The organism is Acinetobacter sp. LT1 (assembly GCF_059800965.1).
Window position 1 is genome coordinate 166260 of sequence record NZ_JBBAXE010000004.1, and the last position, 13374, is coordinate 179633.

General features: G+C 37.6%; 14 protein-coding genes and 1 pseudogene. 7 read left to right on the forward strand and 8 right to left on the reverse strand.

The features are described 5' to 3' along the window. The first annotated feature begins 174 nt into the window (after positions 1–174). Complete coding sequence (locus WBW42_RS05360; protein WP_032057342.1) at positions 175–483, forward strand: hypothetical protein; 309 nt, start codon at positions 175–177, stop codon at positions 481–483. Between the two features lie 35 nt (positions 484–518). Beyond that, positions 519–1874: a S8 family peptidase gene (locus tag WBW42_RS05365; protein ID WP_032057343.1), complete on the forward strand. Its 1356-nt coding sequence runs from the start codon at positions 519–521 to the stop codon at positions 1872–1874. A 102-nt stretch (positions 1875–1976) separates the two neighbouring features. Here the strand turns inward: WBW42_RS05365 and WBW42_RS05370 are convergent, their stop codons facing one another. The 3 genes from WBW42_RS05370 to WBW42_RS05380 form a co-directional block, all read right to left on the reverse strand. Then, complete coding sequence (locus tag WBW42_RS05370) at positions 1977–2408, reverse strand: hypothetical protein (RefSeq protein ID WP_032057344.1); 432 nt, start codon at positions 2406–2408, stop codon at positions 1977–1979. 95 nt (positions 2409–2503) lie between these two features. Continuing rightward, positions 2504–2923, reverse strand: coding sequence for a hypothetical protein (locus WBW42_RS05375; RefSeq protein ID WP_017481690.1), 420 nt, complete (start codon positions 2921–2923; stop codon positions 2504–2506). Between the two features lie 147 nt (positions 2924–3070). Then, the gene (locus tag WBW42_RS05380) at positions 3071–3937 is read right to left on the reverse strand and encodes a LysR family transcriptional regulator (protein ID WP_032057346.1); all 867 of its coding nucleotides are present in this window, start codon (positions 3935–3937) and stop codon (positions 3071–3073) included. A 108-nt stretch (positions 3938–4045) separates the two neighbouring features. Between WBW42_RS05380 and WBW42_RS05385 the strand changes: the two genes are divergently transcribed. Further along, positions 4046–4933, forward strand: coding sequence for a DMT family transporter (locus tag WBW42_RS05385; protein WP_045126688.1), 888 nt, complete (start codon positions 4046–4048; stop codon positions 4931–4933). A gap of 172 nt (positions 4934–5105) precedes the next feature. Here WBW42_RS05385 and WBW42_RS05390 read toward each other — a convergent pair whose 3' ends face one another. Continuing rightward, positions 5106–5546 (reverse strand): hypothetical protein, encoded by a 441-nt coding sequence (locus WBW42_RS05390; protein WP_284105163.1) that lies wholly within the window; start codon positions 5544–5546, stop codon positions 5106–5108. 185 nt (positions 5547–5731) lie between these two features. Between WBW42_RS05390 and WBW42_RS05395 the strand changes: the two are divergent. After that, positions 5732–6017: pseudogene (locus WBW42_RS05395) on the forward strand (YciI family protein). Positions 6018–6074: 57 nt separating this feature from the next. Here the strand turns inward: WBW42_RS05395 and WBW42_RS05400 are convergent. The 4 genes from WBW42_RS05400 to WBW42_RS05415 all read right to left on the reverse strand — a co-directional run bounded on the left by WBW42_RS05400 (position 6075) and on the right by WBW42_RS05415 (position 10690). Then, a complete protein-coding gene (locus tag WBW42_RS05400) occupies positions 6075–6905 on the reverse strand; it encodes a hypothetical protein (protein ID WP_032036677.1) in 831 nt (276 codons plus the stop codon). A gap of 223 nt (positions 6906–7128) precedes the next feature. Beyond that, complete coding sequence (gene glyS / locus WBW42_RS05405) at positions 7129–9198, reverse strand: glycine--tRNA ligase subunit beta (protein ID WP_032057349.1); 2070 nt, start codon at positions 9196–9198, stop codon at positions 7129–7131. After that, the gene (gene glyQ / locus WBW42_RS05410) at positions 9198–10175 is read right to left on the reverse strand and encodes a glycine--tRNA ligase subunit alpha (RefSeq protein ID WP_002044989.1); all 978 of its coding nucleotides are present in this window, start codon (positions 10173–10175) and stop codon (positions 9198–9200) included. Before glyQ ends, glyS begins: the two co-directional genes overlap by 1 nt. Positions 10176–10264: 89 nt before the next feature. Then, entirely contained in the window at positions 10265–10690 is a 426-nt protein-coding gene (locus WBW42_RS05415) for a hypothetical protein (protein WP_080777121.1), read from the reverse strand. Between the two features lie 29 nt (positions 10691–10719). Between WBW42_RS05415 and WBW42_RS05420 the strand changes: the two genes are divergently transcribed. The 3 genes from WBW42_RS05420 (at position 10720) to WBW42_RS05430 (ending at position 13308) form a co-directional block, all read left to right on the forward strand. Continuing rightward, positions 10720–11136, forward strand: a complete 417-nt coding sequence (locus WBW42_RS05420) for a lysozyme inhibitor LprI family protein (RefSeq protein WP_032057350.1) — start codon at positions 10720–10722, stop codon at positions 11134–11136. A 109-nt stretch (positions 11137–11245) separates the two neighbouring features. Further along, positions 11246–12508, forward strand: coding sequence for a putative DNA modification/repair radical SAM protein (locus WBW42_RS05425; RefSeq protein WP_032057351.1), 1263 nt, complete (start codon positions 11246–11248; stop codon positions 12506–12508). Positions 12509–12510: 2 nt separating this feature from the next. After that, complete coding sequence (locus WBW42_RS05430; protein WP_032057352.1) at positions 12511–13308, forward strand: TIGR03915 family putative DNA repair protein; 798 nt, start codon at positions 12511–12513, stop codon at positions 13306–13308. The last annotated feature ends 66 nt before the right edge of the window (positions 13309–13374 follow it).

Below are 13374 nucleotides of genomic sequence, written 5' to 3' on the forward strand. Positions count from 1 at the left end.
AGGGCAGAACTGTATTTTTGATTATTCGGGAAAAGATACTTTAGCTTTTCTCAGGTTTGTACATTTCATGAAATAGAAATTTCACATGAAATGTATTGAAAGAAATAGCACTTTATTTCGAATAATCAAAAATAAAAATAGATATCTATAAACAAAAAAACAGAGATATGACAGATGAAAATTATTGCTTCCCTTCTTGTATTGGTCGGCTTGGTCGCCGTTGTTCTCTATCTTAAGCCCACAAGTGGTGCATCTGATGTGTTCAATTCTGCTTTACATGAGTCGAATTCGCCACAACCAGATACATCTTCGTTTCTTTCTAAACTTAAGGAGCCTACCCAACCTAAAAATCTATCTCAACATTCAACTCATCCTCAATCGGTATCAGCTGATTCTGTTCCTTTTTATGACACAAAAAGTGATCTTTCTATTCAACCGATTGATCCAGAAAAAGATCCAGCAAATGAAATAAAAGCGAAATAAGCAAATTGTTAGTTGAAAAACTACGGAGAAAAATAATGCAAAGTAAAACGTTATTTCTATTAGGTCTATGTACGATATTAAGTACAACTGCATCCGCTCTTCCTTTGGATTCTCAAGGTGCTAAACAGCGGTTAAATCAAGCAGCAAAACAAAAAGTATTTCAGGGCAAAATCGATTTGGATGCCTTGGTCAATAATGATTCGAATGATTTAATCGTCGAATACAATATTCCTTCGGTGAGTGTGCCTTCCGGTTTAGAGCGGCGGAGTTATATTGCAACAAATAAAAAGAATATACAGGCAAGGTTTAACCGTGCTGGTGGTGTCCAAGTACTTCGGGACTACAATAATTTGCCTTTAGCTTTCTATCGAATTAGTAATCGCGAAGCTTTGGTGACTTTATTAAATGATCCAAATGTTAAAGCAGTTTATCCGAACCGTATTAACCGGACTACGACCAATGAAAGTTTACCTTTAATTAATCAACCACAGGCCAATACCAATGGTTTTACGGGCGAAGGCTCTAGTGTGGCAGTGATTGATACAGGTGTGAATTATCTTCACTCTGATTTTGGCTGTACGGCAGTAAATACACCATCAAGCACATGTCGAGTGGTTTATTCATTTGATAGTGCACCAGATGATGGCGCTTTAGATGATGATGGGCATGGGAGTAATGTTTCAGGCATCGTATCTAAGGTTGCTACCAAGACCAAAATTATAGGCATAGATGTCTTTAGAAAGGTCAGATCCCAAGGTAAGTGGGTAAGCACAGCTTATGATAGTGATATCCTCGCAGGGATTAACTGGGCTGTAAATAATGCACAAACCTATAATATTAAAGCGGTGAATTTGAGCCTTGGCGTACCAGGTGTTAAATATACCTCGGAGTGTAGTGATAGCAGTTATGGAACTGCATTTGCCAATGCACGAGCTGCTGGTGTGGTGCCTGTAGTCGCTTCAGGTAATGATGCATTTTCAGATGGAATTTCATCTCCTGCCTGTGTTGCTGGTGCAGTAAGAGTTGGTGCTGTATATGACAGTAATATTGGTGGTGTGTCATGGGGGAACCCTGTGAAATGTTCGGACCCAACAACAGCGGCAGATAAGGTAGCGTGCTTTAGTAATGGTGGCAGTCTTGTGACCTTATTAGCGCCTGGAGCAATGATCACGGCGGGTGGTTATACCATGGGTGGTACATCTCAAGCGACACCACATGTGGCAGGTGCAATTGCTTTGTTACGAGCGAATAGCGTGAGTCCAACAGAAAGTATTGATCAAACCATCAGCCGTTTAAAAACGACAGGTAAACCAATTACTGATTCAAGAACGGGCTTGGTTTTCCCACGTATTGATTTACTGGCAGCAACAAATGGTTTAACCATTAATTAATAGCTTATTTATAATTTTTTAAATTAGGTCCAAGAAATTTATAAATGGCTATAACCCGTTGCAAAGGGTAACTTCTGCAACGGGCTTTTTATGAAAAAAGTATTAATTACACTTTGCTAGATTCGCTGGATTAAAGTTGCTTTGGAGTTTTTTGAAATTATTTTGAATTTCTGGATCTTGAATATTAAAAGTCGTTGAGCTTTTGGTTGTAGAGTTGGTTGCCTGATTTAATATGCCTGATTCATCAGGATACTGCATAGTCGATGAGGTCGCTGAAAGCAGACCATTATTATTAAAAGTCCAGTGCTCAGTTACATGTCCGCCCCCTAAATAGCCAGTAAATTCAATCATACAAGCCTGTTTATCTTGTTTAATGAGTTTGGCTACATTACCAGTAGTTGATGGATAAGCTTCAATATTCGTATCTTGCTCTAAAACTTGTGCCTGAGAATAAGAAGAGATAGGTGCTGAAGTTGCACATGCAGTTAATGCCAAGCAGCATAGCGTTGAAAAGAGAAGTTTTTGACTATTCATAGGGTAGATTCCTAGCTTTCTTATAGTTAATGACATTATTTCTAGATGAATATCTGTGTTTATAAGCGCGCGGAGTTATCGCGCTATCCAAAAAATTAGTTAGCTGTTGTGCTCGATTTACTTAATTCACCTTGCTCAATCGGAATATTTTCACCATTTCGGCTACTGGTAATATTTTGTTTGGCTTGCTCTATTTTCTGTTCAGTAAATACTTTGGCTGTATCTGCTTTTTGTTGAACGACTTCTGCTTTTTCAGCAGTAAATTCTTTGGTGTTTTGCCATTTCTCACTAATTTTATTCGATGTCTTTTCAGAAGCACCTTGAATAGAGTTTCCTAAATTTTGTATGCCTTTGCCTGTTTTATACAACAGTACGCGCCCTAAGCTAGGATTGTCACCATAAGGTTGTGTTTTAGGTGTCGTTTCAACAACTTGTTGTGGCTGTGTTGTTTCTGCAAATAAGGTTGATGAAGCCAATATAGAACTTGCAACGCATAACACTTGTAAGGTTTTCATATGGATCAATCTCCCCAACCAGAATCAAAAGATGAAGTGGTGATCTTACTGTTAAAAATAAAGCTTGTACTGCAATGAGATAAAACCCATACGATTTGATTACGATAAATCATCATTTAATAGCGCTAAACCAATCACTGCAATGATTCATAAGCTAAATTCAGTCTTAATCAATTCTATAAACATGTCTCTGGCTTTATGGTTGCTCACATTTTTATGCCAGAAAAAGTGATTTTGCATAAAGGCAAGATATTCAAATTTATAACTATGAATATGGGCCAAATTTTTATATTGCTCATAAATGCTCTTGGGCACCAGAGCCACCCCTGAACCTGCACTGACACAGCCAATAATCGTGGCATAGCTGGTAATGCTGGTGATGGGAAGAGAGATATTCTTCAGTTTAAGCCATTCTTCAAGGGCTGCACGGTAAGGACAGCCTTCCGTCCACATAAAAATTTCTTTACCTATCAGGTCTTCTTGGCAATGAATTTCTCCCAAAGAGTGAGATGCGATTAAGACCATATCTTCTTGGTAAATACCGAGCTTATTGAGCATCGGAAACTCAATATTACCCGCGACAATTGCCCCATCAAGTTTATGCTGAGAAATATCGACTAATAGCTGTTTCCATGTGCCAGTAATAATTTGAATAGAAACTTCTGGAAAACGTTGATGATATTTCGCAAGCAAGTTTGGCAGACGAGTGGTAGCAGAAGATTCAATTGCACCAATTCTGAGTGGGCCAGAGGGCGGTGCATCAGGGTGAATACTACGTTTTGCCTCATCACATAACGCTAAAATTTTATGGCAATAATTTAGGAAAATTTCTCCTGATGGGGTGAGTTTTAAAGCTTTACCTTCACGATAAAACAGCGGTGTGCCTAGTTCTTCTTCGAGTTGTTTAATACGCGTTGTGATATTGGATGGTACACAATGCAGTTGCATTGATGCCTTTGCCATTGTTCCGCATTCAACCACAGTTTGGAACATTTTTAACTGAGCGATATCCATGTTTTATCATTCACTTTTAATGAATATTAAACTCAATATAAGTTAATTTTATTCAACTATCCATGCGCATATGATGAAAGAGTTCCATTTCATTAGTGCAGATTTAACATGGCAATTTCTCTTGCTGCCGAAACCCAGCCTCCCGCATTTAAGCTCTATTTATATATTGCTGTGACTGTCTTTTGTTGGGGCTATTCACCTATTGGTGTACATAGTGCTTTGCATTCATATACACCGCAGCACATTGCCTTGCTTCGCTTTTTGATTGCATCGTTTTTTTTACTGCTTTTGGTCATAAAAAAAGGCATTCAGCCTTTAAATTGGAAAGATGCTCCTGCGCTTGCTGTATTAGGTTTTTTCTCTGTAACGCTACATCACTTACTTATAAATACAGGGCAGCAATATGTAACTGCAGTCGCATCTAGTATTTTGAGTCAATCCATTCCGCTATTTACCTTTATTATTTCAGCTTTGCTTTTTAAAGAAAAAATCAGTTTTAAACAGTGGTTGTGTATTTTGCTGGGACTTTGCGGCGCCGTGTTGGTGGTTAGTGGAGATCATGGTTTTGGTGTACCGAGCCCTTATAGTTTATTGATTGTGTTAGCAGCAATTGCGTGGGGTCTGTACTTTAATTTATATAAGAAATTTGCTTTAAATTATGATGCTTTGAGCATGATGTGCTACATCATCTGGTTCGGAACCATTCCTTTACTATTTTATAGTGCTCATTTACCCCATGAAATTTTACATGCTACTTGGCAAGCCAATATGTCGGTTGTCTTGCTAGGTATTTTCCCAAGTGCGATGGCTTATGTGCTTTGGGGTTATGTACTTAAAAATATGTCGTTAACGATTGCATCGAATTTTTTATATTGTTCGCCCATTGTCGCAATGAGTTTGGCAGTTGTTTTCTTAAATGAAAAACCGTCAATGATGGTGCTGCTTGGTGGAGTGATTATTGTAGGGAGTTTGGTGTGGATGAATTGGAAAAAATAATTCTTTTACCAAGCTGAGTAAATAATAATGTGGTAGTTATTGAGTGCTGATTTAAAAATGAAAATATTAATTTTATTAAAAAATTCATTTAAATCAGCATACTGAAATAGTTTTTAGAATTTACTTTTATTGATTTTACTTTAAAAAAGTTTGGTTATAGCCAAAAATTAAATTATTCGACTTTTTCAATATGACTAGAAGAATCATATGTAATCTCAATTACTATTTTCTCTTTGTTAAGTGCTGAGTCTGAGATTGATACCGTTTCGTCCACAGAATCCAGCGATAATTCACTCGGCATTACATTATGTAATGTCGACACGATTGTATTCGCTATTAAGCCATTATATAAAGCCATTCCATATGCTTTTGGTTTATTGTTAATTTTATAATAAGTGATCGTATCTATCCTTTTCTCACCAATGAGTCTACTTACTACGGGTGGATGGAATTTATTTAGAAATTCATTTCGAGACATTCCAACTAAATTAATCTTTTCTATAGCAGGCGGATTGGTAGTGTCTGGTAAATTGATCCGATGAGGGTTTATAGAACAGGCCATTTGTCCAATGGATAAGATAGAAATAACAAGTAATAAAATATTCTTCTTCATTTATATAATCTTAATTAATAAAAGCTGCTAATTTATAACGATATTTTTTGAAAATATCAAATTATTATAAAAAGTTTTAATGTAGATGAATTGGGGGAATAGGCGTACTATCGAATAATCTATAGATCATTAAACTATCTATAGACTAATGCTATGTCATACGCTACTTGCTTTAAGAGAATAAGATGATTGTTGTTACCTTGACCTATAAAAAAACCATTAGCCGAAGTTGATGCTGTATTGAAAGAACATATTGCATTTTTAGATCATTACTATGAGCAAAAGAAATTTCTGGCATCGGGGCGCCGAGAAAATAGAGTAGGTGGGGTAATTTTAGTTCTAAGCTCTTTGATTCAAGAAGCTGAGGAGATTATGAAAAATGATCCATTCTATATTCATGATGTGGCCGATTATGATTTCATGTGGTTTGAGCCATCGAAAAGTTTAGAAGAAATTAAAGAATTTGTTTGATTACATTAGAGAACTACTTAAATTTAAGTAGTTCTCTAACCTTTTGGTTAATATTTATTATTGCTCAACAATATAAATACTATTTTCGAATACATCTCCTTTACTCGTTTTAACTACACCAACACATAAATTGTCAGGAGTTTGGATAAAAGAAACTAAGGATGTATCTGCATTAGTTTTACAGTTTTTTTGCTTGTTCTCATCAAATGCTTTTAAGTTTAATTGATGTTGCAAATCTAAAGTGAATACTTGGCTAAGAGCGCTAAATGCTTGATCTGCTTTTTTCATAAATAATAAATTATTTTGAGCTTCCCATTCAGCTAAAGAAATACGTTCTTTGCTTACATAGTGATATAAGCGTTTTGTATCTGCATTATTGTCTGCCGCATTTTTAAATTGGGTCTTTAAACCAAAATTTACTTTTACAATTGGCTTTTCACGGAAAGAAAGGCGTGAATAAGGCACAATTTTAATTTCAGATGCCTGATTTAAACTTAGAAGTTTTAGAGTAGGATCTGCTTTATTTTTGGCGAGAGAATCGTTAATTTTTTGATTTATTAACTGGTCAAATTTAATAGGTTGATTGAGAGAGCTTTTTTCAATGGCTGAACTATTTGCATTTTTATCAATTGCCATTGCAACACCTACTCCGATAAGGCCAAACATTCCAGAAACTGGACTGGCTGAAGCACTACTTGCATCACCAACTAATATTTGGCTTTCCTTTACAAAGTAATCACCTGCCCCTGATTCAGTCATTGAAGAAAGTTGTTCTGAAGAAACAGAAAGAGAGGTTTGTTTACCCGCTGCTGGATATTGAATCGATTTGGTCGTTGCACATCCAGTGAATAGTAATGTTGATATGAGTAATAAATTTAAGTTTTTCATTGCAATGATACTTTGTTAAGTTTGGTAATTATTTGTTTTAGTTTATTGAATTGTGGATAAAAAGTGAAGGAAGTAAATAATTCTTATTTATTAATTGAACGTAAAATAATCATTTATAATTATATTGAATGAAATTCTTCAATAAAAAACCATGTTTCCAACTAGAGTGAAAACATGGTTTTTATTAAAGCTTAATTATACAAAAATTAATTTTTATATAATTTTAACCCTGCAACACACTCACATCAGCTACAGCAGTAAACAAGTTACGTAACTGAGCCAATAAACGTAAACGGTTTGCTTTTAGGTCAGCATCATCTGCCATTACCATTACGCCATCAAAGAATGCATCAATCGGCGCGCGAAGTGCTGCAAGCTTAGAAAGGGCAGCAGTGTAGTCTTTTGCTGCAAGTAATGGCTCAACCACAGGTGTCACTGCTTGAAGCTCAGCAAATAATGCTTTTTCAGCGTCTTCAACTAAGTTCGCTTCAACTACAGAACCTTCAGGTGTTGCTTCTTTGGCAAGAATATTAGCAACACGTTTGTTCGCAGCAGCAAGTGCAGCAGCTTCAGGTAGTGTACGGAAGTGGTTAACAGCATTTACACGCTTGTCAAAATCAAGTGGAGATTTTGGTGCAAGAGCTTGAACGGCTTGAAGTACGTCAACAGCAACACCTTGGTCTTCGTACTTAGCACGGTAACGACCTTCCAAGAATGCAACAGCATCAGCACGAGTTTTATCGTGGTCTTTAACGATATCGCCATAACCTTGAAGTGCAAGATTCACTAATTCTTCAATCGTTACATCTAATTCATTTTCAATGATTAAACGTAAGATACCAATTGCTGAACGACGAAGAGCAAACGGGTCTTTAGAACCTGTAGGCGCTTGTCCAATACCGAAAATACCAACCAGCGTATCTAAACGGTCAGCAAGAGCAATGGTTGTACCTGTTTTGGTTTTTGGTAAAACATCGCCAGCAAATTTTGGTAAATATTGCTCACCTAAAGCTTCAGAAACTTCAGTGTTTTCACCTTCAATACGCGCGTAGTAAGTACCTGCAATACCTTGAAGTTCTGGGAATTCACCAACAAGCTCAGAGGTTAAGTCGCATTTAGCAAGTAATGCAGCTTTTTCAGCATCGGCTGGGTTTGCACCAGTGATTGAAGATAATGCAACAGCAAGTTTTGCAATACGTGTTGATTTGTCCCAAAGCGTACCGAGTTGTGCTTGGAATACCATGTTTGCTAATTTTTCTTTACGAGATGCAAGCGGTTGCTTTTGATCTTGTAAGAAGAAGAACTCAGCATCAGACAAACGAGGGCGAACAACTTTTTCGTTACCTTCAATAATTTGAGTCGGATCTTTAGACTCAATGTTTGAAACAGTAATGAAATAAGGCTGTAATTTACCTTCGCTATTGATCAAGCAGAAATATTTCTGGTTGTCTTGCATCGTCGTAATGAGTGCTTCTTGAGGAACAGCAAGGAAGCGCTCTTCAAAGTTTGCACGAAGAGCAACTGGCCATTCAACGAGGCTTGTTACTTCATCAAGTAAGTCAGCTGGAACAATTGCAGTTGCGTTCACTTCATCAGCTAGCTTTTTCACTTGTTCTTGAATAGTTGCTTTACGCTTTTCAAAGTTCGCAACAACGTAAGCTTTTTCTAAAGCAGCTAAGTAATCATTTGCATGAGCTAAAGTCACAGCTTCAGGTGCATGGAAACGGTGACCATAAGTCACATTGCCAGCTTTATGATCTTGAATAGTCGCGTCAACAATTTGGTCATCTTTGAGTAAAAGAACCCATTTAACCGGACGTACAAATTCGGTACGGCTTGCAGCAGAACGCATACGTTTAGCAATTGGTAAATTGTCTAATGCAGTTTGTAAAATCTGTGGAAGTAAAGCATCAAGGCTTTGACCTTTTACATCTTTTAAATAGCAAACTTTTTCAACTTTACCTGCTTGGAATGTAGAAAGCTGGTCTACAGTAATACCTTGACCACGCATAAAGCCTTCAAGTGCTTTAGTTGGTTTGCCTTCCGCATCGTAAGCTGCTTGAACTGCAGGACCATCAAAACGTTTTTGTGTATCAGCTTGAGCAGCATCGATATCAACAATTTTAAGCGCTAAACGACGTGGGGCTGCATAAGCTTCAATTGATACGAAGTTTAAGCCCGCATCTTTTAAACCTTTTACCGTTTCTGCCTGTAATGCATCACGTAAAGTTTTTAAGCTTTTTGGTGGAAGCTCTTCACAGCCAAGTTCGAATAAAACAGTATGTTTGCTCATTAGTTTTTCTCCGCCTTTGCTGCTTCACTTTCAGCTTGTGCTTTTAGCTGTGCCAATACTTCATCACGCAAGTGTGGTTCTGCCATTGGGAAGCCAAGCTCTGCACGTGCTTGTACATAACTTTGTGCAATAGCACGCGCTAAAGTACGTACACGTAAAATGTAACGTTGACGCTCAGTCACAGAAATTGCGCCACGTGCATCAAGTAAGTTAAAGGTATGAGACGCTTTAACCACTTGCTCATAAGCAGGAAGAGAAAGTTTTGCTTCAATTAAACGGTTTGCTTCTGATTCGTAAAAATCAAACAGTTCAAATAGTTTTTCAACTGGAGCGTATTCAAAGTTATAAGTCGATTGCTCAACTTCATTTTGATGGAAGACGTCGCCGTAAGTTACCGTGCCGAATTGGCCTTTAGTCCAAACAAGGTCATAAACCGAGTCAACACCTTGTAGGTACATCGCAAGACGTTCTAAACCGTAAGTGATTTCACCTGTTACTGGGTAACATTCAACACCACCGACTTGTTGGAAGTAAGTGAACTGAGTTACTTCCATACCGTTAAGCCAAACTTCCCAACCTAAGCCCCAAGCACCTAGCGTTGGAGACTCCCAGTTGTCTTCTACGAAACGAATGTCGTGAGTAAGCGTATCAATCCCGATTGCTTTTAAAGAATCGAGATAAAGCTGTTGGATATTGTCTGGATTTGGCTTAAGTACCACTTGGAACTGATAGTAGTGTTGCAAACGGTTCGGGTTTTCACCATAGCGGCCATCTTTTGGACGACGTGAAGGTTGAACGTATGCAGCATTCCAAGTTTCAGGCCCTAAAGCGCGTAAGAATGTTGCGGTGTGGAATGTTCCAGCGCCCATTTCCATGTCGTACGGTTGTAGTACGACGCAGCCTTGTTCGGCCCAATAGTTTTGTAGGGCAAGAATTAAGCCCTGAAATGTATCAATGTGCGAGATGGCGCGACTCATGTAGCATCCACGAATTTATGAGAAAAATTGCCACTAAGTATAAGGATTTTGTGGGGGAGTGGCAAAGGCTTAATCACAGGAATATGTGTTTAGCCGATTTGTTTTCGCCTCAGCCATTCCAAGCCTAACCAGTAACAAAAGCTGGTAAATAAAATCATAAGATAAAAACTATAGATCTTATAAATATGCCACCAAGGAGAAGGGAATGAACCGACAAAAATTAAGCGCGTAATAGGGCTAATCAAAATCCAGATGACAGTTGCGCAGATAAAAATACTTATCAGATTTAAACGATTTTTACGCGCGAGAAAATATGAAGTGATATATGCGAAAGGAATAACCAGAAGGCCATAAAAAAGTAAATAAAATAAGAAATGGGCTAGAAAAATAACTGCAACCGAATAAAGATTAAATTCCGTATTGAAGATGATTATTCCTAAGGCAGATATACTCAACAAAGGGATGGGGGCTAGCGCAAGTGCGCGAATAATCATTTTTTTGTTATATTGAAGCATATTAAAAATTATAGAATTGAGAATAAATTATGCTGAAATTTTGCTGCAAACTTATTGTTTTATCCAGTCTTTTCTGTAGTCCATGGTTATATGCGCAGACTGATGCTGATGAGCAAGACGAGTATAACCAATGTGTAGAGCAGACCATTAAAGAAATGCAGCTTGAGAGTATTAACAATATGGTTGTGCATAGCTGTTCTGAACAAGCTAAAAAGATTTATGAAGAAAAAATAGTTGCTCTGATTGATCAAATTCGCACACAAAGCGAAGAATACAAACAGCCAGAACGTTACCAAGATATCCTAAAATCTCAGCGACTTTGGAAAGCTTATGTAGATCAGGAGTGTAATAATACAGGCTCATACATTGGTTCACCGATGTATTCATATTGCCCAATGCAAGAGTATGCCGAGCGTGTAAAGCAACTAGAAGAATACGTTAATTAAGACGGATTATTTTAAACGTCACCTCATGACGCCGAGCGTACTTCACTGGATTAAATTTAAGAATGCAAAATGATATTTTTTAAACGATGCCATAAATGAGTCGTTTGATATGTCTGATCGCATTCGGGAAAAACTACAGATTCTTGCTGATGCTGCTAAATATGATGTGTCTTGTTCATCAAGTGGCAGTGACCGTAAAAATAAAGATAAAGGTTTGGGAGATGCCAGCCATTCGGGTATTTGCCATAGCTATACTGAAGATGGCCGCTGTGTATCTCTCTTAAAAATTCTATTTAGTAATGTTTGTATTTTTGACTGCGCCTATTGCGTTTCACGTCGTTCTAATGACGTCCAGCGTGCAGCATTTACGGTGCAAGAGGTCGTAGACTTAACCATTAATTTTTACCGCCGTAATTATATTGAAGGCTTATTTTTAAGCTCGGGTATTTTTAAATCGGCAGATCACACGATGGAGCGTATGCTTCAAGTCGTAAAGAAGTTGCGTCTTGAAGAAAACTTTAATGGTTATATTCATCTTAAAACTATTCCGGGAGCATCGCCTGAACTGATTCATGAAGCAGGTTTATATGCTGACCGGATGAGTATTAATTTAGAGATGCCGACCGAAATTGGGCTAAAAACTTTTGCACCAGAAAAATCACATCAGGAAGTGCAAAAAGATTTAGGTTTGGTCCGTGACAGGCTCATTCAGCTTAAAGATGAGCGACAAGTCATTAAGCATGTGCCGAAATATGTGCCAGCAGGGCAGACCACACAAATGGTAGTGGGGGCCCATCAAGAGTCAGACCAAGATGTCTTGTTTATGGCAGACAAGCACTATAAAGAATTTAAACTCAAACGTGTCTATTTTTCGGGTTATATCCCAATTAATACTGAAAATAATTACTTGCCCGCCGTTGGTTCAGCACCTCCGTTGCTTCGTGAAAACCGACTCTATCAAAGCGATTGGCTGATGCGTTTTTACGGTTTTGAAGTCAATGAAATCGTCAATGAAAAACACCCAAACTTAGACCTTGATGTAGACCCGAAATTAAGCTGGGCTTTAAGGCATCCTGAACAGTTTCCAGTAGATTTAAATCGTGCCGATTACCAAATGATTTTGCGTGTACCGGGTATTGGCGTGAAATCGGCTAAGAAAATTGTGCAGGCTCGCCGTTTTGGAAAAATTCATATCGATTTACTTAAAAAACTAGGCGTGGCTTACCAACGTGCAAAATTCTTTATTCGCTGTGAAGACAGTCCAAAATTCCAGAAAGAATTATCCTCAAGTTTTGTTCGGCAGGAGATTTTAACGCAGGGATCTTCGAAATATGTGCAGCAACTCTCGCCACAATTAAGCCTTGGGTTTTAGTCATGTTTAATGATGAAGTAGCTTACTATTTTGATGGTTCGATGGTTGGGTTGCTGAGCTGTGTGTTTCGTGCTTTTCAATTTAAAGAATTACAGGTCAGGCTCCATCTGAATGATGCAGCTCAACATGGCTTATTTGCCGATAAAATTGAGGTTGCAAATAACGAGCAGCATGCTGAGCGTGTGTGGTCTGCGCTACAAAAAAAGCTTTCATCTTCTTCGTTAAAACAATTTTATTTTGCCTCTTTATCTGAATCTTTAGATGCCTATCAGCATTTATTTAATTACTGTATTTATGTGTTTACTAGCCATGTTTCTATAGAAAAAGATTATTCAAATCCAAGTGTTTTAGCGATTGCACAGTGGACGAAAAAGGTCGGGCGAGAGAAGCATCGGATGGAAGCTTTTATTCGGTTTAAGAAAACCAAAGATGAGCTTTTTTTAAGTTTAGTACGTCCTGATTTTAATGTTTTACCGCTTATTCAGCCACATTTTAAACGGCGCTATCAAGATCAGCGTTGGCTTATTTATGACGAGCAACGCAAGTTCGGGCTTTATTATGATTTATGTGAAATACATGAAGTTTCACTCGAAGCCTCTGAGGTTGACCGCAATTTAAAAAATGGGATGAGTCAAAGCTTTCAGCTTGAGCTTGATGAGCAGGAAGTTTTATATGATCAGCTTTGGAAGGATTATTTTAACAGCGTAAATATTACTGAACGCCAGAATATAAAACTTCATGTGCAATATTTGCCGAAGCGGTATTGGCGCTATTTAAATGAAAAATTTATGGAATATTAAAGTTTTAAAATCATAAAAAATAGTTCAGCCAGTTTTCTTACTGTTGAAAGGTATAATTTAAATGCA